This is a genomic window from Ornithinimicrobium sp., from assembly GCF_030537745.1.
In the GTDB taxonomy this organism is placed as follows: Bacteria; Actinomycetota; Actinomycetes; order Actinomycetales; family Dermatophilaceae; genus Ornithinicoccus.
This window is the reverse complement of the sequence record NZ_JAUNVI010000024.1, coordinates 8,222-32,401: the sequence shown is the minus strand read 5'-3', so window position 1 is coordinate 32,401 and position 24,180 is coordinate 8,222. Positions and strand designations below refer to the sequence as shown.

The following is a 24,180-nucleotide window of genomic DNA, read 5'->3' as shown; positions in this document are numbered from 1 at the left end:
ATCGAGGCAGCCCTGGTCGGTCGGGGTTGGCGTCGGGCCTCGGCGTGAGGTGTCCGTCGTTATGGGCACGTGGAAGTCGCGGTATGCCGCCACTCTCACGTGCCCACGATCACGGACGCTTCGTACGTGCCCACGATCACGGACGTTCACATCCCAACTCAGTGGACACGACGGGCCTGCCCCTGACAGGCTCCCGACACGTGGGACACGTCGACCTGAGCCAGATCTCCTTCTTCCTGCCGGACGGGCGTCCGCTGCTCGACGAGGTGAGCTTTCGGGTCGGTGAGGGCGCCACGGTGGCGCTGATCGGACCCAACGGCGCCGGCAAGACGACCTTGCTGCGGATCATCAGCGGCGACCTCGACGCCCACGAGGGGGCGGTGACGCGCTCTGGTGGACTCGGCGTGATGCGGCAGTTCATCGGCAAGACGCAGGCTGAGGACGAGTCGACGGTCCGCGACCTGCTCGTCTCGGTCGCGCCTGCGCCGATCGCGCACGCTGCACGAGCCGTTGACAGCGCAGAGACGGCGATCATGGAGATTGACGACGAGCCGTCCCAGTTCGCCTACGCCCAGGCACTCGCCGACTGGGGGGACGTCCACGGCTATGAGCAGGAGACCACCTGGGACGAGGTCACGATGGCCGCGCTAGGCGTGCCGTTCGAGCAGGCACAGTGGCGCAAGGTCACGACCTTGTCCGGTGGCGAGCAGAAGCGGGTCGTCCTGGAGGCACTGCTCCGAGGCACGGACGAGGTCCTCCTGCTGGACGAGCCGGACAACTATCTCGACGTCCCCGGCAAGCGTTGGCTCGAGGACCAGCTCACGACGACGCCCAAGACCGTCCTGCTCGTCAGCCACGACAGGGAGCTCCTGCGCCGCGTCGCGACCCGCGTCGTCACGCTCGAGCCGGGCGCCGCGGGAGCCACTGCCTGGACGCACCCGGGATCCTTCGCGACCTGGCACCAGGCCCGCCGGGAGCGCAACGCCCGCCTCGAGGAAGGGCTCAAACGCTGGGATGACGAGCACGCCAAGCTCCGCAAGCTGATGCTCATGTACAAACAGAAAGCTGCCTACAACTCCGACATGGCGGCGCGCTACCAGGCCGCCCAGACCCGACTCCGTCGCTTCGAGGAGGCCGGCCCGCCGGAGAAGGTCTCCCGTGACCAGAACGTCACGATGCGGCTGACCGGCGGCCGCACCGCCAAGCGCGCCGTGATCTGCGAGGGCCTGGAGTTGCTCGCTCCTGCTCCTGCTTCTGGGGAGGGGGCCGAGGTGCTGGCAGGCCAGGCTGCGGACTCTCTCATGCGCCCTTTCGACCTCGAGGTCTGGTATGGCGAACGCGTCGCGGTGCTGGGGTCCAACGGCTCGGGCAAGTCCCACTTCCTGCGGCTGCTCGCAGGGGGCGGGTCCGACCCGGACGTCGAGCACCAGCCGGTCGGTGAGACGCGGCCGCCGGGCGTGCGCCATACCGGGGTCGCCCGCCTCGGATCGCGGGTGCGGCCAGGCTGGTTCGCCCAGACCCACGACGGCCACGCGCTCACCGGCCGCGCTCTCCTGGAGATCCTGCACCGTGGCGATGATCACCGTCGGGGACGGACCCGAGATGAAGCCTCGCGTGTCCTAGACCGTTACGAGCTCGCGCGGGCGGCCGAGCAGACCTTCGACTCCCTCTCCGGCGGTCAACAGGCGCGCTTCCAGATCCTCCTGCTCGAGCTCTCCGGCGCGACCCTGCTGCTGCTCGACGAGCCGACCGACAACCTTGACTTGGACTCGGCAGAGGCACTGGAAGAAGGCCTGCAGGCGTTTGAGGGGACGGTGCTCGCCGTGACTCACGACCGGTGGTTCGCCAGGAGCTTTGACCGCTTCCTGGTGTTCGGCGCCGATGGTGAGGTCTATGAGTCGCAGGAACCGGTGTGGGAGGAGACGAGGGTGCGGCGCCGGCGGTGACGCAGGCCCATCCCGCGGGTGCTTCGGCGCAGGCGCTGAGGAGGTGCCCAGCCTGGCTGGCTAGTCTGAAGATATGGCCGAGACTGCAACGACGCACCCGCTCCTAGACAAGCACCGCGAGACCCTGGACACTGCCGCGCAGGCGTTGCGCGACCGCTCCTACTACAGCCGATACCCCGAGTCGCCCAGCCCGAGGATCTACGGCGAGAACGCCCCGGGCGACGGTCAGTCCGCCCACGAGGCGACGCTCAACCAGGACTTCTCGGCGCTTGCGGACCAGCCCACCACCGGTGAGGTGGTCGGCAGCGAGGTCAGCCCCTACGGTCCCACCCTCGGGGTCCGCTATCTGCAGCTCGACGTCCCAGCGGCTATCGAGGCTGCCCACGCCGCGCTGCCAGCATGGCGCGATGCCGGCGCCGAGGTGCGTGCGGCCGTGCTCACCGAGGTCGTCGACCGCATCAACAAGCGCTCCCATGAGATGGCCCATGCGGTCATGCACACCAGCGGGCAGCCCTTCGTCATGTCCTTCCAGGCGGGCGGTCCGCACGCCCAGGACCGCGCATTGGAGGCCATCGTCGCCGCCCTGGAGGAGCAGCGCCGTGTCCCCGCGTCGGTCATCTGGGAGAAGCCCGCCAAGGGTGAACCGATCCGGATGCAGAAGGACTACCGCCAGATCCCACGTGGCATCGCCCTCGTCATCGGCTGCAACACCTTCCCGACCTGGAACGCCTACCCCGGCATCTTTGCCAGCCTCGCCACCGGCAACCCGGTCATCATCAAGCCCCACCCGCGTGCTGTCCTGCCACTCGCGTTGACGACGGCGATCGCGCGCGAGGTTTTCGCCGAAGCCGGCTTTGACCGGGCGCTGCTCCAGCTGGCGGCCGAGGACGACGGCGGCACCCTGGCCAAGGACCTCGCCCTTGATCCGGCAATCAAGATCATCGACTACACCGGTGGCACCAGCTTCGGCCACTGGCTGGAGACCGAGGCGGCCGCGCTGGGCAAGCTCGTCTACACCGAGAAGGCCGGTCTCAACACCGTCGTCGTCGACTCCACCGACGATCTTCGAGGCATGCTCGGCAACCTCGCGTTCTCCTTCTCCCTCTACTCCGGCCAGATGTGCACGGCACCGCAGAATGTCTACGTGCCCGCGACCGGGGTCGACACCGACGAGGGGCATGTGAGCGCTGACCAGTTCGCGCGCAGGCTCGGTGAAGCGATCAGCACCTTCAACGCCGACGACGCCCGGGCCGTCGAGATCCTCGGCGCGACGGTCAACGAGGGTGTGCGTGAACGAGCCACCGACATCGCCGGCCTGGCGTCCCGGGTCGGTGGGCAGGTCGTCCTCGACTCCCGCGCCGTGACCCACCCGGCCTACCCCGACGCGGTCGTCCGCACGCCCGCCCTGATCGGGGTTGGCGCCGACAACGACGCCGCCTACTCCCAGGAGTGCTTCGGGCCGGTCGCCTTCATCATCACCACCGCCGACACCGAGGAGTCACTGCGCATCTTCGCCGACACCGTGCGTGAGCACGGCGGCATGACCGCGGCGGTCTACTCGACCGACGAAGAGATCCTCGACGGCGCTCGGGAGGCCGCCGCCGAAGCCGGCGTCGGGCTGTCGGAAAACCTCACCGGCCAGATCTTCGTCAACCAGACCGCGGCGTTCTCCGACTTCCACGGAACCGGCGCCAACCCGGCGGCCAATGCGGCCTACGCCGACGCGGCCTTTGTCGCGGGGCGCTTCCGGGTCATCACCTCGCGCCGGCACATCTGAGCGGCGGCGGCACGGGTCGAGCAGGTCGGGTCGAGGTATGACGTCTGACGAAGTCCCCGAACTCGCGCACCTTGCTGAGGGCGCGAGTTGGGTCGAGGTCGCTCCCGGCGTCGCTGCCTTGACCGGCCTGGCCCACCTCCCGTCAGAGGAGGCCGCCGCCATCGAGGTTGTCGCGGCGCTCGTCGACGCGGCGCTCGCGGACGGGCACCGTCGGGTCGAGGCGGAGATCGATGCCGACGACACTCCCACCCGCCGCGTGCTGCAACGGTGCGCGCTCCGCCCGGAGGGCACGGGGCGCGCGCGCAGACTGGACGAGCACGGCATACCTGCGGACACCAGGGTCTTTGCCCGGTTGGCCGACGACCCGCCTCCTGGCACCCGGCCGGCCTTCCTGGCCATGCTGGACGCGACGCTGCCACTGAAGCGGCTCATCGTCCAAGGGTTGGTGCGCGACGGGCAGGGGCGGCTGCTCCTGTGCGAGCTGACCTACAAGAAGGACTGGGACCTCGTCGGCGGGGTCGCCGATCCGGCGGAGTCGCCGGTCGAGTCGCTGGCCCGCGAGGTGCGGGAAGAGTGGGGCATCGAGCTCCCCGTCGGAGACCTCGTCGCGGTCAACTGGCTGCCGCCCTACCGGCAGTGGCGCGACGCGCTGCTGCTCGTCTTCGACCTGGGCACGCACCCGGACCTGGCAGAGCGTGTCGTGCTGCAGCGCAGCGAGCTCGCCGCGGTGCACTGGGTGACCCTCGCGGAGGCTGCGGATCGAGTCGCGCCCTACGTGCAACGGTTACTCCACACCCTGCGTGAACACGAGGTCAGCGGGTCGACCGAGACGATCTTCTGCCAGGACGGTGTCTTGCGCGGCGTGCTCCCGTGAGGTCGGTCCTACCGGCGTGTTGGCGAATGCGTTAGGTTGCGTGCGTGGCTAGGCATAGCGCAGGACCCCAGCAGACGGCGTGGGGAAAGAAGCTGCTGGCAGGATTCGTGGCGCTGCTCGTCATCATCGGTGGGTTCAGCGCCTTCACGCTGATCCGTGACGGCAGGGCCGGCGACGCTGCGCCTCCAGCCGATTCCTCCGGGCAGGACGCCGGGGTCACTAGCGGCACGGACGGGAACGCCACCGGGGACGAGGGGCCCGACGCGGGCACCCGGACCGACGATGCCGCTGCTGCACCTGACTGCACGCCGCTCACAGTCTGGGCCGCGCCCTCCCTCATGCCGGCAGCCGAGGCTGCCAGCGAGGCGGCCACCGATGACTGCTTCTCCTATGTCGTCGTCTCGCGCGAGTCCGCGACCGCTCAATCCACGCTGCGCGCAGGCGAAGCCCCGGAAGTGTGGCTGGCCGATTCCGTGGCCTGGCCTCTGCTGCTCTCTGAGGACGGGGTCGAGCTCGAGATCGGTGCGACCATCGCCTCCTCACCCGTGATGCTGACCGGGGACCCGCAGGTCATCACCGCGCTGAGCGGTCTGGGCATCGGCCCCGACACCACCTGGGAGGACCTGGTAGCGAAGTATCAGCAGCTAGCCAGCTCGCCCGATGGCGCACCGGTGTCGATGCGGGTAGGCGACCCGCGGGTCGACCCCGCGACCATGGCCCTGCTGAGCACCAACAGCAGCCAGCTCAGCGGATGGTCGGAGGCGGGCAGCGAGGATCGGGCGATGATCGTGGTCCTGGCCCAGACCGCGGTCCAGGGCGACCCCCTGGCGGCGCTCTCCGGCGGCAAGCCCACTATCGTGCCGGCCACCGAGCAGCAGATCGCGGCCGCTGGCGCGGAGGGAGTCGAGCTGGCCGGGCTGCCGCTCAAGGACGGCGCAGGTGTGGTCCAGATGCCCTTCGTGAGCTTCGGTGACGCCGGCTCGGCAGCGGCTGCCGATGCTCTGGAGAAGGCGCTGACCTCCGACGCCGCCGTCCAAGCACTGGCTGGCTCCGGCCTGCGCGCCGGCACCGACGGGAAGGCCCCGGGCGTCAAGGGAGTCCCGGACATCGTCACCGCTGAAGCGCCCGAGGTGGACCCACAGGGGATCATCACCGCGGCCAGGATCTGGACCGTGATCGCGCCCCAGTCCCGGATCCTGACCCTGATCGACATCTCGGGCTCGATGGAGGCCAAGGTCGGGGACACCACCCGGATCGACCTTACCAGGGAAGCCGCTCAGGGCGCGCTTTCCCGCATCCCCCAGCAGACAGGCGTCGGAGTGTGGTACTTCGCGACCAACCTGGACGGCAAGAAGGACTTCAAGGAAGTGGTGCCGCTCCGCGCCCTCAACACCGAAGTCCGCAGCGGCGTGACCCAGAACCAGGTGCTGATGGCGGAGACCGACAAACTGGGCACCGATATCCTCACCGGCGACACGGGCCTTCACGACTCCCTCTGGGCGGCCTACCAGCACATGCAGGCGCAATACACCCCGCAGGCGATCAGCTCGGTGCTGCTCCTCACTGACGGGATCAACGACGACCCCAGCGGCGGGCTCTCCGAGGCGCAGGTCATCGCCAAGCTGACCGCAGCTCGGGAGCAGGGGGACAAGCCGATCACGGTGGTCCTCATCGGGATGGGCCCCGAGGTCGACGACAAGGCTCTGGCCCGGCTGGCCAAGGCTGCCGGTGGTGAGTCCTTGGTGCTGCGCGACCCGGCACAGCTGCCGCAGGTGTTCGTCGACGTCGTCGCCAGCCGCGCTCCCTGACAGATCCGCACGTGTCGGGTCCCGGTGTGCGGCGGTGGGAGCCGGTCCTTGGCAGGGGATTCGGAGCGCAAGGCCATCGACGCGCGCGTTCTACGTCAAGCCGGACTTCGCCTTTGAGTCCGACGTCGAGCAGCGCTACCTGGAGGGCATGCTGGCGACCAGCGTCGGGGAGGACATCTACCCCGGCGACCTGGCGACGTCCGACAACTGGCCAGGGGTGGCGCCCGGGGTGACGGGCATGAACAACGCGCTCTCGCCCCGAGTTCACCGAGGTCGTCTACGAGGGGTGCGGCCACAGCCCGCACCTGGAGCACCCACAACGGTTCGCCTCAGACGTGCGAGAGTTCCTGCAGCGCTGACGCAGCTGCGTCGAGACACCAGTCGGAAGACCCAGACTCAAACCCAAACGCAGCTCAGGCCGGAGGGGTGGCGAGCATCGCGTCGAGGGCGATCGTGACCATCTCGCCAAAGGTCTGCTCGCGCTCCTGCGACGTCGTCTCTTCGCCGGTGACGAGGTGGTCGGACACGGTGCAGATCGCCAGCGCCTGACGCCCTGCCTTGGCGGCCAGGGTGTAGATCTCGGCAGCCTCCATCTCGACCGCGTCGACGCCGTAGCCGACGATGTTCTGCGTCAGCTCGGGCCGGGAGTGATAGAAGCTGTCGGAGCTGAAGACCGTCGTGACTAGGTGCGGTGCGTCTGCCGCCTCGGCAGCCTCCACGGCGGCGCGCAGCAGGTGGAAGTCGGCCGTGGCCGGGTAGTGATAGCCCTGGAAACGCAAGGCGTTCATCGAGCTGTCGGTCGCGGCCGCCTTGGCGATCACCACGTCGCGCACCTTGAGCCGTTCGGTGAGCGCCCCGCAGGAGCCGACGCGGACCAGCTGCTGCACGTGATACTCGTTGATCAGTTCGTTGACGTAGATCGAGGCGGAGGGCTGTCCCATCCCCGTCCCCTGCACGGAGATTTGCTCACCACGGTAGGTGCCGGTGAACCCGAGCATCCCGCGGACCTCGGTGTAGCACTGCGCATTCTCGAGGAAAGTGTCGGCGATCCATCGGGCGCGGAGAGGGTCTCCGGGCAGCAGGACACGGGGGGCGATCTGGCCGGGCGCGGCGGCGATATGGATGCTCACGCACAGCAGCGTATGCGGTGCCGCTGAGCGGTGGCGGTGGCTGCCGCTGTCAACCCCGTCATCGGGCTTGCGGCACGACCCGCAGCACCACGTCGTCGCCGCCGTTGGAGCTGGTGACCCACAGTGCGCCGTCCGGCGCGAGGGTGAGCGAGCGAAGCCGACCGTAGGTGCCGTCGAGCTCGGGCACCCGCACCGCTTCGCTGACCTGCTGCCCTTCGACGCGGAGCACCGTGACGCCGCTGCCCTTGAGCTCGGCGACGGCCAGGGCTCCGGCCCACGCCCCCCACTGCTCGCCCTGCAGGAAGGTCGCGCCGCTGGTCGCGTGCGTCGGGTCACCGCTGGACCAGATCGCTTCCACCGCGTCGGGGAAAGCCTGCAGGTCCGTCATCGGCACGCCCTCCTCATAGCCCGGCCCGGGGTCCCAGCCGTAGTTTGACCCGGGCACGAGCACGTTGACCTCGTCGTCGACGTCGGGGCCGTGCTCGACCTCCCACACGAGGCCAGTGGTCGGCTGCACGGCCAGACCCTGCACGTTGCGGTGCCCATAGGTCAAGATCCGCGCGTCGGCACCCTCGACTGATCCGGCGGCCTCGGCCGGGTCCCCGTCAGGCGTCAACGCCAACACCTTGCCGCCCAACGAGGAGAGGTCCTGCGGGTTGCTCTCATCAGCCGCGTCGCCGGTCCCGACCAGGAGGGTGCCGTCGGGGGTGAACAACAGACGGCACCCGCTGTGGCGGCCGCTGGTGAAGGGTAGGGAGTCCACGACGACCCGCCCGGTGGTCGCCTTCGTCGCACCGGCATCAAGGGCCAGGCGAGTCACTCTGACCTCCGGCACGGCTGCGCTGTCGGAGGCATGGCAGAGGAAGATCATGCGGTCCTGCGCGAAGTCGGGTGAGACCGCGATCCCCAGGAGGCCTGCCTCTCCGCTGGCGAGGACGGACAGGTCGGTGCTGATCTGCCGGACCTGCCCGTCCGGGCTGCGTGCGAGGAGCCGACCTGTGCGCTCGGTCACCAGCGCGGTGCCGTCGGGAAGGAATTGCACGTCCCACGGGATGTCCAGACCCTCCATGACGACCTCGACGTCGAGGCGGGGCGCCAACGCCGCGGCGCCTTCGGTCGAGCCGGCTCCGTCCCCGGTGTGCGCTTGGCCAGAGGAGGTCGCGCTGCTCATCGACGTCGGCTCAGCCTCGGGTGCGTCGGGCCCCGTGCACCCAGCGAGCACAGAGCTGCCCACCACCGCGACGGCGAGCGTCGCAACGGCACGACGGAGCGAGGCGTCTCTGCCGGGTCTCATTCACGCCAGCCTAGGCGTCAGGTCGGCGTCGCGCCGAGATGGACGACGCCGAGAAGGATGACGCTGAGGTCGGCCTGGCCGCACTGGAGGACAGCGCCCGCTCGATCTCGGCGACGCAGCCGCCGACACCGTCCTCGGCACGCATCGCGTGACCGACGGTCTCCGCCCGGGCCACGACCTGAGGCGAGAGTGCCTGTCGGATCGAGTCCAGCAGGACAGCGACACCCTGGGGCCCACCCGCCTCGCGGGAGGGCACCGGCGCGCCCGCCACGCCGATCTCCTGCACCCGTCGGGCGAAGAAGGGCTGGTCGGTGATGAAGGGCACCCCGACCTGCGGCCGCCCGGCCCGCAGGGCCTGCGCGATGGTCCCGGCGCCGCAGTGGTGGATGATCGCGGCCGTGCGCGGAAAGAGCAGCTCGTGCGGTGCGTCCCCGATGAAGGCGACGTCATCGCCATACCTGCCCTCCCGCTCCAGCCCGGACCCCCGCATCACGATGACCCTGTGCCCGAGTTGCACCGCGGCGTCCACGCAGTGCCGCATCGCATCCCGCACGGCAGGGAGCGTGTGCGAGCCGAGACCGACATAGATCGGGGGCGGTCCAGCGGCCAGGAACTCCTCCACCTGCGGAGCCAACGCCGTGCCGGCCGGGCTGTCAAGGAAGGGATAACCGGCGCAGCGCACGTCGCGGCCGGAGATGCGGCGCGGGGTGATGACCAGGGGGGTGTTGGCGACGAAGGCAGGGGCGAGCATGATCTGGCGCAGGGCACGGCGCCGGTCGCGCCGGGTCAGCCCGCAGTGGAGCATCTCCGCTTCGGCCGGCGAGACGACCTTGCTTGCTGAGCGCATCATCCGCAGGCCGGAGGTGAGGTTGCGCAGGGAGCGACCTTCCTCGACCGAATACAGGCTGGAGTCGCCCCAGATCGTCGGGAGGGCGGGGACAAACATCATCAGCACGTTGGGTCGCGGCTCGGCGCCGAAGAGGCCAGCCCACGTCGCGCTCAGCGCGGTGGAGACAAAGCCGTCATAGCGTGGCCACAGATCCCGCATCGTCAGCGCGACGGAGGGTGCCATCAGCCCTGCGACCTGCGCCATCAGCTCCATCTGGCCGTGCAGGCCGGCCGGCATCTGGTCGACGATCTCCTCGCGGTAGGTGTTCATGACGTCGCCGGGGATCGGCTCAGGACGCAGCCCAGCAGCGCGCACGTCCTCGACGTAGTCGGACGTCGCGGTGACGCCCACCTCGTGGCCGCGGGCCGCGAGGCCACGTCCGACGGCCAGGATGGGTTGGTAGTCGCCGCGAGTTCCGGCGGCGAGCAAAGCGATGCGCATGGTCACCAGTCTCCCTTGTCACCTGTGGCTACGTCGTCGTGGTGCGACCCCTCGACACGTGTCGCAGCCGTATGGCGTGAGCTCAGGAGCCGAGGAACTCCCGGATCGCCGGGAGCTCGCGGCGTGCCTGCGCGAGCCCGGCGGCATAGCTCGCGCGCAGCTTGACCACGTCGCGCTCGCCGTTGCTCACGCTCATCGCTTCGGGCACGAAAAGGTAGGCCCTGCCCGCCTTCTCCAGCTCCCAGAGCTGATCGCGCGTGGCGTTGTAGGCGGCGGTTCGGGCGTGCAGCGCGTCGGCGATCGTGGGCAACGCCCGGAAGTGGCGCCGGAGCAGCCAGTCGTTGCGGGTGGCTGACTTGACGTAGGCGCGGGGCCGAGTCAGCACCACCAGGAATTTGTCGTAACCGTCCATCTGTGCCGCGTCCAGCGGGATCCCACCACTGGTGCCGAGTGCCCCGTCGACATACACCTCGCCATCGATCGTGACCGGCGGCATGACGACCGGCATCGTGGAGGACGCCCGGACCCGGATCATCAGATCGGCCAGGTCGTGGAGGTCCTCGCGGCGCCAGTGCACCTGCTCACCGCGGGTCGCGTTGAAGGCCACGATCCTCAGCCGGGCGGTGCCAGCGGAGAAGGTGTCCCAGTCGAACGGCAGTGCCTGGCCCGGCAGGCTCGTCTCCTCGTAGATGTATTGCGCGTTGAAGAGTCCTTGCCCTCGCACGAACGTCCGCCAGTCGCCGAACTGCGGGTCCGCGGCGAAGTCGGTGAAGCTGTGCCGGGCGCGCCACGGGTCGCGGGACAGATAGTTGGCCAGGTTGCTCGAACCAGCTGAGATCCCGCCCACCCAGTCCAGGTGAAGATCGGCCTCCAGGAGGGCGACGAGCAGACCGGAGGTGTAGGACGCGCGCATGCCGCCACCCTCGAAGACCAGGGCGGTGCCGGTCACGGTCGGGTCCATGACACCACCGTGCCTCCTTCGTCGCCGGCACCTGGGCCGACCTCGACCAGCAGGTCGGCGGTCGCGACCGCAGCGGGATTGTGCTCGGCCAGGACGACCGTGTGGCCGACATCGACGAGCGCGTGCAGCTGGGCCAGCAGCCGGTGGACATCAGCTGGGTGAAGGCCGGAGGAGGGTTCGTCGAGGACGTAGAGCGTCGGGGCGCGATGCTCCTTCTGCAGCTCGGTGGCCAGCTTGATCCGCTGGGCCTCGCCGCCGGAGAGCTCGGTGGCAGGCTGCCCGAGCTGGAGGTAGCCCAGGCCGAGCGACTCCAGCGCCAGCAGCGAGCGGCGCACGGCTGGGAGGTTGTCGAAGACCTCCAGCGCGTCGCCGACGGACAACCTCAGCAGATCGGCGACGGTGCGACCCTCCCACCTGACCTGCAGGGTCTCCCGCCCAAAACGGTCGCCGCCGCAGGCCGGGCAGAGCGAGTAGGTGCCCGGCAGGAAGAGCAGCTCGACGGACACGGCGCCCTCGCCCTGACAGGTCGGGCAGCGACCTGCCGCGGTGTTGAAGCTAAACCGGCTGGCGCTGAACCCGTGCCGGCGAGCGTCCTGGGTCGCGGCGAAGACTTTGCGCACGTGGTCCCAGAGTCCGGTGTAGGTGGCCAACGTCGACCGTGGGGAGCGGCCGATCGGCTTCTGCGTGATGCGCACGACCCGGGTCGGTATGCCGTGCCCGCTCGCGGTGGCTCGGCCGCTGCCCGTCGCTGCGGAGGAATCGTTGGGGCCGTCGCTGTCCTCGACGTCGGCGAGCTCCGCGCCGACGACGTCGTGGACGGCGTCCAGCAGGCTCGTCTTGCCTGCGCCAGAGATGCCGGTGACGACGGTGAGGGCCCTGAGGGGAAGGTCGAGGTCCTGGTCACGGACGGTGTGACGGGTGAGGCCGGTCAGGTGCAGCGTGCCGGTGCCTGCGCGCGAGGCGCCGGTCCGGATCTCGGCCGGGTGCACGGGTCGGTGGAGGTAGCGGGCCGTGACGGAGTCAGCGACGTCGTCGAGGCCGGTGAGGGGGCCCGACCACAGCACCTTGCCGCCGTCGGTGCCGGCACCGGGGCCGACGTCGACGATCCAGTCGCAGGCCGCGACGACGGCCATGTCGTGCTCGACGACGAGCACCGTGTTGCCAGCAGCGACCAAGGCGCGCAGCAGGTCGATGAGCTGCTCAGTGTCCTTGGGGTGCAGACCCGCGGACGGCTCGTCGAGGACGTAGACGACTCCGAACAGCCCGGACCGTAACGCGGTGGCCAGGCGCAACCGTTGGAGCTCGCCGGAGGAGACGCTGCCGGTCGGCCGACCCAGACTCAGGTGCCCCAGGCCCAGGTCAGCCATCAGGGCGAGCCGGCCGACCAGGTCCTCCAACAGGATGCGCTCGGCCTCCTCCTGGGCATCGCGGGGCGCATTCAGCTCAGCCACTCGGCTGCCCATGACCTGCATGAGGGCACCCACCGGCAGTGCCGCGGCGTCGTCGATCGTCAGCCCCTGCCACGTGACGGCCAGCGCATCGCGCCGCAGCCTCCGGCCGGAGCAGACTTCGCACGGGTGCGTCTCGACATACCTCAGGGCCCGCTGGCGCTGGGTGAGCGACTTCGTCTCGGCCAGGGTGCGCAAGACGTAGCGGGAAGCGGAGGAGTAGGTCCCTTGATAGGGACGGTGGATGCGCTCGGCGTCGCGGGTGGGGACGACGGTGACGACCGGCTGCTCGTCGGTGAAGAGGATCCAGTCGCGGGTGGCCGCTGGGAGGTCGCGCCACGGCAGGTCGACGTCGTGCCCAAGCGTGGCGACGATGTCGCGGTAGTTCTTGCCGAGCCAGGCGCCGGGCCAGGCGGCCACCGCGCCCTGCGCGATCGAGAGCGCCGGGTCGGGGACCATCGACTCCTGCGTCGGCACGTGGCGGACACCGAGACCGCCGCAGGTCGAGCAGGCGCCGATCGCGGTGTTGGCGGAGAAGTGGTCGGAGTCCAGGCGCACGGCCCCCTCGGGGTAGTCGCCGCAGCGCGACCACAGCATCCGCAGGGTGCTGCCCGCGGTCGTGACCGTGCCGACGCTGGAGCGGCGGGAGGTGCCCCCGCCGCGGCCCTGCTCGAGCGCGACGGTGGGAGGCAGTCCTTGCACGTCCCGCACCTGCGGGTCAACGGCGGCGTGGATCAGGCGTCGGGCAAAGGGTGCGACCGAGTCGAGGTAGCGGCGCTGCGCCTCACCGTGGATCGTGCCGAAAGCCAGGCTGGACTTGCCCGACCCGGAGATCCCGGTGATCGCGACGAGGGCGTCGCGGGGCAGGTCGACGTCGACGTCGCGCAGGTTGTGCAATCGCGCGCCGCGCACCTTGATCTGGTCGGAGGTCACCGGGACGGCACCAGACCCTCGGCCGAGGCCTCGCTCGCGCCCGCCTGGGCGAGCACGTGCGTGCGCGGATCCGGGGGCAGGCGCAGCATCGTGAGAGTGTATGTCGCACCTGCGACACTGACGCCTCCGGTCGCGGCATACCCTGCCGGTGTGACTGACACCGACCCGACCGTCGAAGCCGTCCCGCTGGTGCTCCTGCACGGGGCCGGACAGGCGCCCATGGCCTGGGAGGACGTCGTGGTCGCGCTCTACGGGAGCCGGCGGCTGCTGACGCCATGGGTGCCGGGGCTGCGCCCGACCGAGAAGGATCTCGTGGCGTTGCCGGCTGCCGCGGCCACACTCGACACCGACCTCATGCTCGAGGGGATGGCGCAGGTCGACCTCTGCGGCCTGAGCCTGGGGGCGATGGTCGCCACCCAGCTCGCAGCCGACTTCCCGGAGCGGGTGCGGCGACTGGTGCTCATCGCTGGTCAGGTCCGGCCGCCACGGGCCCTGCTGAAGGTGCAGACCGGTGTGATGAGGATGATCCCGGCCTCGCGGTTTGCCGACTCCGGCGTCTCCAAGACGCGGCTGCTGCAGATGCTGGCCGCCTCCAACGAGGTCGACCTCACGGACGCGCTCCCGCGGATCACCGCACCCACCTTGGTCCTGGTCGGGAGCCGGGACAAGGCCAACCTGCCCGGCGCCCGGGCCCTGGCAGACGGGATCCCGGGAGCACGGCTAAGAGTCGTCGCCGGTGCCGGCCACGCCCTCAACCAGGAAGCCCCCGAGGTGCTCGTCAGCATCCTGGAGGATTTCCTGGGCTGATTCCTTCCTCGGCAGGTCTGACCCTGGCTCAGCGGCCGGGCAACGAGGAGGGGTCGGCGCGGGCGGACCGCGCCAGGTGCGCCAGCAGCCGAAGCTGAGCGCGACGCTCACGGGCGAAGGTCCGTCGCGCTGACGTGGTGACCGCCTGGTCGAGCAAGGCCTTACCGAGGGCCAGCGCCCGGCGGTCGTTGACCACCATCTCCCCGACCAGGTCGCACGCGGTGCCGAGCGGGTCGTCGGACACCCGCGTGGCCAGCCCGATCCGCTGCGCCTGCACCCCGTCCACGATCCGAGCCGTCAGCGTGAGTTCCTTGGCCACGTCGAGCCCCACGAGCTCGGTCAGGGTGCGTGTCCCGGTCATGTCCGGGACCAGCCCCCACCTGGCCTCCCGCACCGACCACTGCGCATCGGGCGCCGTCACGCGCAGGTCTGCGCCGAGCGCGAGCTGGATGCCGGCCCCCAGGCACGGACCCTGCACCGCAGCGACCACCGGCACCGCCAACCGCCGCCAGGCCCAGCACGCCTCCTGGAAGGTGTTGGTGCCCGCCCACGGCCGCGGCACGAAGCGCGTCGCGATCCCGCTCGGCGACCGCAGCGCCGCCCGCAGGTCTAGCCCCGCGCAGAAGGCCGAGCCTTCCCCCGCGATCACGACCGCGCGGACGCACGGGTCTCGACGCAACGACCGGGCCGTCGCCACCAAGGCGTCCAGCATCTCCAGCGTCAGGGCGTTGAGCTTGTCCGGACGCGCGAGCCGCACCTGCGCCACCCCGTCCACCACCTCGCAGGTGACCGACCCCGACAACTGCAGCGACGTCATACCGGTGAGCATGTCACGGCATTCCAGGGACGTGTGTGCAGGGGAACAGGCGTAGGCTCGCCACTCGTGGTTACCGTCGGCCGTCGCGCCGCAGGAGTTCGAGCGCCCGTCATCATCGGGGCCCTCGGCGTCGTCTTCGGAGACATCGGGACCAGCCCGCTCTATGCGCTCCAGACCGTCTTCGCCCTCGACGGCGGCATCGTCGAACCCACCCGTTCCAACGTCCTCGGCGTCGTGTCGATGGTGTTCTGGGCGATCACGCTCATCGTCTCCACCAAATACCTTGGTTTCATCCTCCGGGCCGACAACGAGGGGGAGGGTGGTGTGATGGCGCTCGCGCACCTCGCGCACCGGCGGGTCCGGGTCGGTGGGCGCAGGCACCGCCTCGTCCTCATGCTCGGCGTCTTCGGCGGCTCGCTCTTCTTCGGTGACAGTCTCATCACGCCGGCGATCTCCGTGCTGTCAGCCGTCGAGGGGCTCGAGGTCGCGCACCCGGCGCTCTCCCCTCTCGTGGTGCCGATCGCCGCCACCATCATCACGCTCCTGTTTGCGGTGCAGCGGTTCGGGACGCATCGGGTCGGGCGCTTCTTCGGTCCGGTGATGGTGGTGTGGTTCCTGACCCTCGGTGGGTTGGGTCTGGTGCACATCGTCGCGGACCCGTTCATCCTGACGTCGCTCTCGCCGCATTACGGACTGAGCTTCATCTGGAACAACCCCGGGATCGCCTTCATCGCGATGGGGGCGATCGTGCTGTCGATCACCGGCGCGGAAGCGCTGTATGCCGATATGGGCCACTTCGGTCGGGTCCCCATCATGTGGGCGTGGTTCTCGCTGGTCTTCCCCTGCCTGACGCTCAACTACCTCGGCCAGGCCCAGATCATCCTGCGGGACAGCCACGAGATCGCCTCGCCGTTCTTCCACCTCGCGCCCGACTGGGCGCAGCTGCCCCTCGTCGTCCTCGCGACGATGGCCACGATCATCGCCAGCCAGGGCGTGATCTCCGGTGCCTTCTCGGTGGCCCGCCAGGCCGAGCGGCTCGGCTTCCTCCCGCGCCTGAGCGTGCGGCAGACCTCGGAAGAGGCGGGCGGCCAGATCTACATCGCGAGCGTCAACTGGTTGCTTTTCGCCGGGGTGATGCTCCTGCTGCTGACCTTCCGCGCCTCGGAGCGACTGGCGACCGCCTACGGCGTGGCGGTCACGACCGACCTGCTGCTGACCACCACCCTCTTCTGCGTCTACGCCTTCGCCGGGCTGAAGTGGTCCAGGTGGCAGGTCGGCCTCTTCCTGGTGGTCTTCGGCAGCGTCGAGTTGTCCTTCTTCGCCGCCAACATCGCCAAGGTCCTGCATGGCGGCTGGCTGCCGCTGGTGGTGGCGATGATCGTCGCGACGGTCATGACCACGTGGTCACGTGGACGCGAGCTGGTCACCGCGCGGCGCGAAAAACTGGAGGGTCCGCTCACGGACTTCCTCGATGAGGTGCGCGACAACGCCAAGATCCTCCGGGTTCCTGGCACCGGCATCTTTATGCACCCCAACAAGGTGACCACGCCGCTGGCCCTGCGCGACAACGTGCAGTTCAACCATGTCCTGCACGACGAGGTCATCATCGTGACCACGCAGAGCGTCAACGTGCCCCACGTGCCCGACAGTCAGCGGGTGGTGATCGACGACCTCGGCAACCCGTTCGACCACATCATTCACGTCACGCTGCGCTACGGCTTCTCCGACCACCAGGACGTGCCCGCCGGTCTGCGCATCGCCCAGGATGAGGGCCTGGACCTCGATGTGGACAGTGCGACCTACTTCCTCTCGCGCATCACCGTGCACCGCAGCGACCGCCCGGGGATGGGAAAGTCGCGCAAGCGGCTCTTCGAGGCGCTCGCGCGCAATGCCGCCGATCCGACCACCTATTTCAACTTGCCGATCGGCCAGACCGTCCTGCTGGGGGCAAGGGTCAACTTCTAAGGGCTGGTATGGCGTGCCCGCGCCGCGGGCTCACGCACCGCTCTGGTCGTGGGCGACCTGCTGCGGCGCCAGCCCCAGCGCTCGCCTCTCGTCCTCCTCAGAGAGCCCCGCTGCGCGCGGGGTCGAACGCGACGTCTCGTAGGCGAGCGCGGCGCGGAAAGTGTCCTCCAGGGGTGGCACATCAGCCCGGCGGCGAGCACGCGGGACACGTCCAGGGTCCCAAAGCCCCGCGTCGACGGATCGTCGATGCACAGCTGCAGCGACGCCGGACCCATCCACGCCGAGATGCCCAGCTCAGCGAGACGCGTGGCCGACAGCGCTCGCCGGCGGACGGTTGATCCCGCCGCGCGCGCCGCGGCGTCCAGCACCTGCGACAGCCGCAGGGTGGGGCCCGTCACATTGAAGGCACCCTCGAGCTGCTCCTCTGCGGCCAGCACGCACCATCCACACCGCCAGGTCGCGCACGTCGACGAGAGCGTCGCGGGAGTGCCGGTGTCCCGGTAGGCAACTTCGCACGCGACCTTTGCTGACCCGTAGGTGTCCATCGAGTCTGTCCGGTCGCCGTCGAAAGGGGCGAGCAGCGGCGCGCTCTCGTGGACGTCGGCACCGGCGCCCGAAGGGTAGACGTTGGCGGTGGTGACGAAGACCCAGTGGTCGGTCTGCAGCTCTCTCACGGCTCGACGCACGTGGACCGGATGGCCGGTGACGTCGACGACGGCGTCCCAGGAGGTGCGGGCCACCCCGGACAGGCCGTCCGGCTGGTCACGATCGTCACGGACGAAGGCAGCGCCCTGCGGCACCGGCGCGCAACCACGCGCCAGGCAGGTGCTTCGTGCCCACGCGCCGGACCTGCGAGCGCGACCACACGGTGGCCAACGCTGTGTGCGGTGGGTCTGGGCCGCCATAGCGACCCAAAGTCACCGCACACCTCGAGCCTGCGCCGCGCTCACGCTGGTGGCCCGCGATGTGCGGTGGATCCGGGCCGCCATAGCGACCCAAAGTCACCGCAGATCTTGAGCCTGGCCCGGCCCGGGCCGGCACGGCCTGGGCCGACCGGTCCACCCCCGAGCGATCTGGGCCGAGGAAAGCGGTGCCGCCGAGGATCAGCAGTCGAATTTTCATGCTCGCCCTCGGTGCAGGGAAGTGACGTCAATCCGCCAGACTAGGCGTGCGGTCCCGCAGCATCGACCGCATACCCCTCCGGCTCGTGGTGGGATGGAGCGGTGACCTCATCTGCACCTCGACCCGACGTGGCAGGACTCGCGGTCCTCTTCCTGGCCTCCGGCACGCTCCACCTGCTCCGACCGCAGGTCTTTGAAGCGATCGTCCCCCCTGCGCTGCCTGCCCGAAGGACGCTGGTGCACGCCTCGGGGGTCCTGGAGATCCTCTGCGCCGCGGGTCTGCTGCACCCGCGGACGCGACCGGTCGTCGGGCTCGCGAGTGCGGCGCTGCTGGTGGCGGTCTTCCCTGCCAACCTTCAGATGAGCCTGGTGCACGGGGGCCGGGCGTGGCGCACCCGCAGACCTTCGCACATGGTCATCTTCGGGGCGACGCTGGCGCGGCTGCCTCTGCAGTGGCCGCTGATCCGGACCGCCCGGCGAGCCGCAAACTAGCCCGCGCCAGGCGCCTTCACCCGCAGGCGGGACCCGTCAGCCCTAGGCTTGCCGCCATGGACCAGGCCGACGCCGTGACCGCATACCTCGCATCCCTCCCGTCGACCGGCCGCGAGCGTGTGGACCAGATCCGCGCTGCCGTGCACGCGGCGATCCCGGACCTGGGGGAGAAGATCTCCTACGGCATCCTCACCTTCACCCTCGATGGCCGGACCGCCTTTCACGCGGCAGGGTATGGCGAGCACGTCTCCCTCTACCCGGTGCCGCCCGACCCCGACCTGGCCCAGCGTCTCGCACCGTTCGCCGCCGGCAAGGGGACGCTGAAGTTCTGGCATCGCGACGAGTTGCCGATCGAGCTGATCGAGGACGCAGCCCTCGCCCTCGCCGCGGCGGCGCGCCAGAAGTAGCCCTCGCGGCTACCGACCTGTGGTGTGCGCGCGACCCCACTGCTCCCGGGGCCAGACGTCGGCCGACTAGCATGCGGCATGCCTATCCCTCAAGCCGAGCTGCACCTGCATATCGAAGGCACCCTGGAGCCGGAGCTGGCTTTCGCGCTCGCCGCCCGCAATGGACTCGTGCTGCCCTACGCCGATGCCGACGAGCTCCGTGCGGCCTACCGTTTCGAAGACCTGCAGTCCTTTCTCGACCTCTACTACGAGTTGATGGCGGTGCTCCTCACGCAGGACGACTTCGCCGACCTCGCAGACGCCTATTTTGAACGCGCGGCGTCCCAGGGCGTGCGGCACGCCGAGATCTTCTTCGATCCGCAGGCGCACCTGGCTCGGGGCGTGTCGATGGAGACGGTGGTCGGGGGATTGTGGCGGGCGCTGGAGACCAGCGAGGAACGGTACGGTGTGTCCGCCCAGCTGATCATGTGCTTCCTGCGCGATGAGTCACCGGAGTCAGCGATGGCCACCCTGGAGGCGGCCCGCCCGCACCTGGGCAAGATCGTCGGGATCGGGCTGGACTCGGCCGAGGTCGGCAACCCCCCAGGCCGATTTGCTCAGGTGTATGCCGCCGCCGCCAAGCTCGGGCTGCGCCGCGTGGCGCACGCTGGCGAGGAAGGTCCGCCGGAATACATCACGTCGGCGCTCGACGACCTCGGGGCGGAGCGGATAGACCATGGGCTGCGCTGCCTGGAGGATCCGACGCTGGTCGCCCGCCTGGTCCGCGACCAAGTGCCGCTGACCCTCTGCCCGCTGTCCAACGTGCGGCTTCGGGCGGTGCAGAGCCTGGAGCAGCATCCGCTGCGTCGCATGCTCGAGGCGGGCCTCATGTGCACGGTCAACTCCGACGATCCTGCCTATTTCGGCGGTTATATCGATGACAACCTGGAGCAGTCTCGCTCGGCGCTGGACCTGAGCGACGACCAGGTCCGCGAGCTAGCGCGCAACTCGTTTCGGGCCTCCTTCCTCGAGCACGATGAGGAGATGCGCGCGCGCTATCTGGCGCAAGTGGAGGCCTATGTGTTCACGTCGGTGTCCGGGCGTCCCTAGCCCTCCAGGATTGCCTTGATCGCCGCGAGCGTGCGCGGGATGGACTCATGCGCAGACCGCGTCCGCTCCTCCATCTCGGACTGCGCATCCGCGCCATATTTGCGTTCGAAGAACCGTTGCCCGGCGGGGAGGAAAGCCCATTCGTGGACCAGTTCGGTGCCGCCGTCGACCGCGCTCATCCGATAGCCCCACCTCGTGTAGCCACGGCTGACCTCCCAGGCGAAGTGCTCCCCCGGCTCGGCCGCCACGACCGTCGACGTCGTCGACCAGACGCGGTGGGGCGTCTGGTTGTGGCCGACGAACTTAGCGCCGAGCCCCGTCTGCTCCGGGTCTGCCCACTCCGCAGAGCGGCAGACCACCGACCACTCCCCGGTCCGGGTGATGTCGCTGACGACGTCGTAGACCTCACCCGGGGAGGCGGCGATGCGGGTCGAGTCGCAATGGTGGATCGGCTGTAGGTCGGTGGGGTCCATGGGACGAAACTACCCGCGACGACGCGTCCTTGCTCCTCGAAGGTTTGTGACCTTAAGTTCATCGGACCGTGATCTTACCGTGATGCAAAGTGACTATAAGCCTCGTCATTGCTAGCGTAAATGGCTCCTCGGCGCGCCCGAGGCTGCGCTATATCGCTATCCCGGCCCCCTGACACAGGAGGCCCGGTCGCAGTCCGGGAGTCGAGGGTGACCTGTCGTCAACCCCGGGAGACCTGTGCCAGCCATCGAGGCAAGCGGACTGTACAAGATTTTTGGGCGGCGCCCGGAGCGGGGGATTCGAGCGCTAGAGGAGGGGGCTAGTCGCGCAGACCTGCGAGAGAGCGGATTGACACCGGCCGTCATCGACGCGTCCTTCACCGTCGACCGGGGCGAGATCTTTGTCGTCATGGGTCTGTCCGGATCTGGGAAATCAACCCTGATCAGGATGGTGAACCGCCTCCTGGACCCCACTGCCGGCTCGATCTCCCTGGACGGGCAGGACATCAGCGGGCTGAAGGCTGAGCAGTTGCGTGCCGTGCGTCGGGAAAAGGTCAGCATGGTCTTCCAGCACTTCGCGCTGTTGCCCCACCGCACGGTCGGGGAGAACGCGGCCTACGGACTGGGCGTCCAGGGAGTCAACACCAGCGATCGCCGGACCCGCGCCGAGGAAGCCTTGGAGATGGTCGGCCTAGGCGGTTGGGGTGCGTCGATGCCCGGTGAGCTCTCTGGCGGGATGAGGCAGCGGGTCGGGCTGGCTCGGGCGCTGGCCGCCGGGGCCGACATCCTCCTCATGGACGAGGCGTTCAGCGCCCTCGACCCACTGATCCGCCGGGAGATGCAGGACCAGTTGATCGACCTGCAGCAACGGCTGGACAAGACCATCCTGTTCATCACCCACGACCTCAACGAGGCGATGCGCCTCGGTGATCGGATCGCGATGATGCGCGACGGCCGCATCGAGCAGATCGGCACGGCGGAGCAGATCCTGAACGACCCGGTGAACAACTACGTCGCGGAGTTCGTCCAGGACGTCGATCGCACCAGGGTCTTGACGGCAGCCAATGTGATGGAACCGGCAGTCGCCGTCATCGGCGCCGGTGCCGGCCCGCAGGCCGCTCACAAGCTCATGCGTGAGCATCAGGTGCCATGGCTGCTGGTCGTCAACCGTGACCGCAGCGTGCACGGTCTCGTCTGGGCGGACGCCGTGGCCAGAGCGGTCCGGGAGGGCGACTCCTCCCTCCCGCTGGCCGCGGAGGGCGTCCCCTTCACGGATCCGCAGACCACGCTCTCCGAGCTGTTCCACGTCGCCGCAACCCACCGCGCTCCGCTAGTGGTTCGCGACGACCAGAAGCGGCTGCTGGGTGTCATTCCGGACGTCACCCTGCTGGCGGCCGTCGGGAACGGCCAACCGATGGATGAGGCGCATCAATCTGTGGACAGCGCTATGCCGGTGGGGGTGGCGTGATGGAGGGCATCGACTCGTTCATTCCCACGCTGTCGGTCGGCGCAAGGGTGGAGCAGGTGGTCGACTGGTTGACCACCAACCTCAGCGGTTTCTTCCGCATCGTCAGTGAGGTGCTCGGCGTCATGATCAACGGCCTGATCGATGGCCTCCTCAGCGTGCCGGCGCTGGTGGCGATCCTCGTCCTGGCCCTCCTCGGCTGGGTCCTGCGCTCCTGGCAGTTCGCTGTCGGTGCGGCCCTCTCGCTGCTGCTGGTCGCAGCGATGGGTATGTGGGTCCCCGCCATGCAGACGTTGGCCCTGGTCCTGATCGCGACGATCATCGCGGTCCTCATCGCGGTGCCCGTCGGGATCGCCGCGGCCCGCAACAGTGTGGTCAGCAGCCTGGTCCGGCCGGTGCTGGACTTCCTGCAGACGATGCCAGCTTTCGTCTATCTGATCCCCGCGATCATCTTCTTCAGCATCGGCTACGTCCCGGGCCTGATCGCGACGATCATCTTCGCCCTCCCGCCGGGTGTCCGGCTCACCGAGCTGGGCATCCGTCAGGTCGATGCGGAGACGGTGGAAGCGGGTCGGGCCTTCGGCGCGACCCCCGGTCAGATCCTGCGCGGGATCCAACTGCCCCTAGCCGTCCCCACCATCATGGCCGGCGTCAACCAAGTCATCATGCTGTCGCTGTCCATGGCTGTCATCTCCGGCATGGTCGGGGCCGACGGGCTGGGCAAAAAAGTTGTCGAGTCGATCGCGACCCTCAACATCGGTCTGGGCGCGGAAGCCGGGCTGTCGGTGGTGGTGCTGGCGATCTACCTCGATCGGCTCACCGCCGCTCTCGGTGATGCCAAGGCGCATGGCCGCTCGCTGCGTGCCCGACTCAAGGCCAACGGCGCAGCCCGGGTGGCGGAGGACGCGAAGGTGGCGTCTGCGCTGAAGACCACTTCGGCCACCCTTTCCTGACCGGCCCCTGCCCAGCACTCACTCCAGACCATAGAACGGGACCGGCCTGCGCCGGTCACTGATGAAAGGAAGCATCTGTATGCAGTTCATTCGCACCCATCGAGCCTCCCGGACCCTGGCGGTCGCGGCAGCATTCAGCCTCGTCCTGACCGCGTGCGGCTCCGGATCCGACTCTGACGGCGACGGGGCCACGGCTGGCGGTGACGGCGCGGACAAGACCATCACGCTGGGCTTCATCCCCTCCTGGACGGACGGGTTGAGCACCGCTTACCTGCTCCAGAACCAGCTCGAGGAGCAGGGCTACACCGTCAAGATGCAGACGCTGACCGAGGCGGCGCCGCTCTACACGGCGCTGTCCAAGGGTGACGTCGACATCTACCCCAGCGCGTGGCCAGAAGTGACGCACGCGAAGTACATGGAGACCTACGGCGACGACATCGAAGATCTCGGCGCCTACTACGACAACGCGAAGCTGACCTTTGCGGTGCCCGAATACATGGACATCACCTCCATCGACGAACTCCCGGGCATTGCTGACGAGCTCGGTGGCAAGGTCATCGGCATCGAGCCCGGCGCCGGCCTCACCGGAGTCACCAAGGACTCGGTCTTCCCGGAGTATGAGCTGGGCAAGGACTTCACCCTGGTGGAGTCCTCGACGACGGCGATGCTGGCCGAGCTGAAGAAGGCCACCGACGCGCAAGAGCCGATCGTCGTCACTTTGTGGAAGCCGTTCTGGGCCAACAGCGCGTTCCCGGTCAGGGACCTGGAAGACCCCAAGGGTGCCCTCGGAGAGCCTGAGGGCCTGCACTTCCTGGCCACCAAGGGTTTTGCGGACGAGCACCCTGAAGCCGCCGAGATGATCGGCTCGATCAAGCTGGACGACGCTCTCTACGGTGACCTCGAGGACAAGGTCGTCAACCAGTTTGGTGATGGCAAAGAGCCAGAGGCCATCAAGGCGTGGCTCGAGGAGCACCCGGACGCGATCAAGGCCGGCTGAGGCCAGCACCCACCGTCGGGGGCCGCCCCGGTGGCCGGGGGGGGCCCCGCCCCAGACCGGTGCCCGGCGGCACCGCGCCAACCGCCCCACCCCGTT

Annotated in this window: 20 protein-coding genes; 12 read left to right on the top strand and 8 right to left on the bottom strand. The window is 69.2% G+C overall.

The genetic code is table 11. The features are described from left to right. Positions 1-200 precede the first annotated feature (200 nt). From Q4P07_RS07135 to Q4P07_RS07120, 4 genes are all read left to right on the top strand, one after another. Complete coding sequence (locus tag Q4P07_RS07135) at positions 201-1,946, top strand: ABC-F family ATP-binding cassette domain-containing protein (protein ID WP_303374217.1); 1,746 nt, start codon at positions 201-203, stop codon at positions 1,944-1,946. Between the two features lie 73 nt (positions 1,947-2,019). Continuing rightward, positions 2,020-3,723 carry a phenylacetic acid degradation protein PaaN gene (gene paaN, locus Q4P07_RS07130; protein ID WP_303374216.1) on the top strand — a complete coding sequence of 568 codons (1,704 nt, stop codon included), beginning with the start codon at positions 2,020-2,022 and terminating at the stop codon, positions 3,721-3,723. A 37-nt stretch (positions 3,724-3,760) separates the two neighbouring features. Further along, a complete protein-coding gene (locus tag Q4P07_RS07125; protein WP_303374215.1) occupies positions 3,761-4,597 on the top strand; it encodes an NUDIX hydrolase in 837 nt (278 codons plus the stop codon). Between the two features lie 44 nt (positions 4,598-4,641). Beyond that, the gene (locus Q4P07_RS07120; RefSeq protein WP_303374214.1) at positions 4,642-6,405 is read left to right on the top strand and encodes a substrate-binding domain-containing protein; all 1,764 of its coding nucleotides are present in this window, start codon (positions 4,642-4,644) and stop codon (positions 6,403-6,405) included. Positions 6,406-6,818: 413 nt separating this feature from the next. Here Q4P07_RS07120 and deoD read toward each other — a convergent pair whose 3' ends face one another. The 5 genes from deoD to Q4P07_RS07095 form a co-directional block, all read right to left on the bottom strand. Then, positions 6,819-7,535, bottom strand: coding sequence for a purine-nucleoside phosphorylase (deoD, locus tag Q4P07_RS07115; protein ID WP_303374213.1), 717 nt, complete (start codon positions 7,533-7,535; stop codon positions 6,819-6,821). A gap of 58 nt (positions 7,536-7,593) precedes the next feature. After that, entirely contained in the window at positions 7,594-8,829 is a 1,236-nt protein-coding gene (locus Q4P07_RS07110) for a sorbosone dehydrogenase family protein (RefSeq protein WP_303374212.1), read from the bottom strand. Between the two features lie 10 nt (positions 8,830-8,839). Further along, complete coding sequence (locus tag Q4P07_RS07105; RefSeq protein WP_303374211.1) at positions 8,840-10,159, bottom strand: glycosyltransferase; 1,320 nt, start codon at positions 10,157-10,159, stop codon at positions 8,840-8,842. 82 nt (positions 10,160-10,241) lie between these two features. Then, a complete protein-coding gene (locus tag Q4P07_RS07100) occupies positions 10,242-11,120 on the bottom strand; it encodes a patatin family protein (protein WP_303374210.1) in 879 nt (292 codons plus the stop codon). Next, positions 11,105-13,501, bottom strand: a complete 2,397-nt coding sequence (locus Q4P07_RS07095) for an excinuclease ABC subunit UvrA (RefSeq protein ID WP_303374209.1) — start codon at positions 13,499-13,501, stop codon at positions 11,105-11,107. Before Q4P07_RS07095 ends, Q4P07_RS07100 begins: the two co-directional genes overlap by 16 nt. 150 nt (positions 13,502-13,651) lie before the next feature. Here Q4P07_RS07095 and Q4P07_RS07090 point away from each other — a divergent pair, with 150 nt between their 5' ends. After that, positions 13,652-14,308: an alpha/beta fold hydrolase gene (locus Q4P07_RS07090; RefSeq protein WP_303374208.1), complete on the top strand. Its 657-nt coding sequence runs from the start codon at positions 13,652-13,654 to the stop codon at positions 14,306-14,308. A gap of 28 nt (positions 14,309-14,336) precedes the next feature. Here the strand turns inward: Q4P07_RS07090 and Q4P07_RS07085 are convergent, their stop codons facing one another. Next, on the bottom strand, positions 14,337-15,125 hold the full coding sequence (locus tag Q4P07_RS07085; RefSeq protein ID WP_303374207.1) for a crotonase/enoyl-CoA hydratase family protein: 789 nt from the start codon (positions 15,123-15,125) through the stop codon (positions 14,337-14,339). 66 nt (positions 15,126-15,191) lie between these two features. Here Q4P07_RS07085 and Q4P07_RS07080 point away from each other — a divergent pair, with 66 nt between their 5' ends. Beyond that, positions 15,192-17,090, top strand: coding sequence for a potassium transporter Kup (locus Q4P07_RS07080; protein WP_303374206.1), 1,899 nt, complete (start codon positions 15,192-15,194; stop codon positions 17,088-17,090). On the opposite strand, the gene Q4P07_RS07075 is transcribed toward Q4P07_RS07080, so the two are convergent. Beyond that, the gene (locus tag Q4P07_RS07075; protein WP_303374205.1) at positions 17,087-17,890 is read right to left on the bottom strand and encodes a hypothetical protein; all 804 of its coding nucleotides are present in this window, start codon (positions 17,888-17,890) and stop codon (positions 17,087-17,089) included. The genes Q4P07_RS07080 and Q4P07_RS07075 overlap by 4 nt on opposite strands. 423 nt (positions 17,891-18,313) lie before the next feature. On the opposite strand from Q4P07_RS07075, the gene Q4P07_RS07070 reads away from it, so the two are divergent. From Q4P07_RS07070 to Q4P07_RS07060, 3 genes are all read left to right on the top strand, one after another. Further along, the gene (locus tag Q4P07_RS07070; protein WP_303374204.1) at positions 18,314-18,703 is read left to right on the top strand and encodes a DoxX family protein; all 390 of its coding nucleotides are present in this window, start codon (positions 18,314-18,316) and stop codon (positions 18,701-18,703) included. A 56-nt stretch (positions 18,704-18,759) separates the two neighbouring features. Then, a complete protein-coding gene (locus tag Q4P07_RS07065) occupies positions 18,760-19,110 on the top strand; it encodes an iron chaperone (RefSeq protein WP_303374203.1) in 351 nt (116 codons plus the stop codon). A 78-nt stretch (positions 19,111-19,188) separates the two neighbouring features. After that, positions 19,189-20,199, top strand: coding sequence for an adenosine deaminase (locus Q4P07_RS07060; protein WP_303374202.1), 1,011 nt, complete (start codon positions 19,189-19,191; stop codon positions 20,197-20,199). Here the strand turns inward: Q4P07_RS07060 and Q4P07_RS07055 are convergent. Continuing rightward, entirely contained in the window at positions 20,196-20,672 is a 477-nt protein-coding gene (locus Q4P07_RS07055; RefSeq protein WP_303374201.1) for an SRPBCC family protein, read from the bottom strand. The two genes, Q4P07_RS07060 and Q4P07_RS07055, sit on opposite strands and share 4 nt — an antisense overlap. Before the next feature lie 346 nt (positions 20,673-21,018). Here Q4P07_RS07055 and Q4P07_RS07050 point away from each other — a divergent pair, with 346 nt between their 5' ends. The 3 genes from Q4P07_RS07050 to Q4P07_RS07040 all read left to right on the top strand — a co-directional run bounded on the left by Q4P07_RS07050 (position 21,019) and on the right by Q4P07_RS07040 (position 24,084). Further along, a complete protein-coding gene (locus Q4P07_RS07050) occupies positions 21,019-22,137 on the top strand; it encodes a glycine betaine/L-proline ABC transporter ATP-binding protein (protein WP_368660259.1) in 1,119 nt (372 codons plus the stop codon). Continuing rightward, the gene (locus Q4P07_RS07045; RefSeq protein ID WP_303374199.1) at positions 22,137-23,087 is read left to right on the top strand and encodes a proline/glycine betaine ABC transporter permease; all 951 of its coding nucleotides are present in this window, start codon (positions 22,137-22,139) and stop codon (positions 23,085-23,087) included. Before Q4P07_RS07050 ends, Q4P07_RS07045 begins: the two co-directional genes overlap by 1 nt. A gap of 79 nt (positions 23,088-23,166) precedes the next feature. Continuing rightward, positions 23,167-24,084 carry a glycine betaine ABC transporter substrate-binding protein gene (locus tag Q4P07_RS07040; RefSeq protein WP_303374198.1) on the top strand — a complete coding sequence of 306 codons (918 nt, stop codon included), beginning with the start codon at positions 23,167-23,169 and terminating at the stop codon, positions 24,082-24,084. Positions 24,085-24,180: the final 96 nt, after the last annotated feature.

Coding starts and splice junctions, on each gene's coding strand:
- paaN (WP_303374216.1), top strand. CDS start 2,020: ATGGCCGAGACTGCAACGACGCACCCGCTCCTAGACAAGCACCGCGAG.
- Q4P07_RS07125 (WP_303374215.1), top strand. CDS start 3,761: ATGACGTCTGACGAAGTCCCCGAACTCGCGCACCTTGCTGAGGGCGCG.
- Q4P07_RS07110 (WP_303374212.1), bottom strand. CDS start 8,829: ATGAGACCCGGCAGAGACGCCTCGCTCCGTCGTGCCGTTGCGACGCTC.
- Q4P07_RS07105 (WP_303374211.1), bottom strand. CDS start 10,159: ATGCGCATCGCTTTGCTCGCCGCCGGAACTCGCGGCGACTACCAACCC.
- Q4P07_RS07100 (WP_303374210.1), bottom strand. CDS start 11,120: ATGGACCCGACCGTGACCGGCACCGCCCTGGTCTTCGAGGGTGGCGGC.
- Q4P07_RS07085 (WP_303374207.1), bottom strand. CDS start 15,125: ATGACGTCGCTGCAGTTGTCGGGGTCGGTCACCTGCGAGGTGGTGGAC.
- Q4P07_RS07065 (WP_303374203.1), top strand. CDS start 18,760: ATGGACCAGGCCGACGCCGTGACCGCATACCTCGCATCCCTCCCGTCG.
- Q4P07_RS07060 (WP_303374202.1), top strand. CDS start 19,189: ATGCCTATCCCTCAAGCCGAGCTGCACCTGCATATCGAAGGCACCCTG.
- Q4P07_RS07055 (WP_303374201.1), bottom strand. CDS start 20,672: ATGGACCCCACCGACCTACAGCCGATCCACCATTGCGACTCGACCCGC.
- Q4P07_RS07045 (WP_303374199.1), top strand. CDS start 22,137: ATGGAGGGCATCGACTCGTTCATTCCCACGCTGTCGGTCGGCGCAAGG.
- Q4P07_RS07040 (WP_303374198.1), top strand. CDS start 23,167: ATGCAGTTCATTCGCACCCATCGAGCCTCCCGGACCCTGGCGGTCGCG.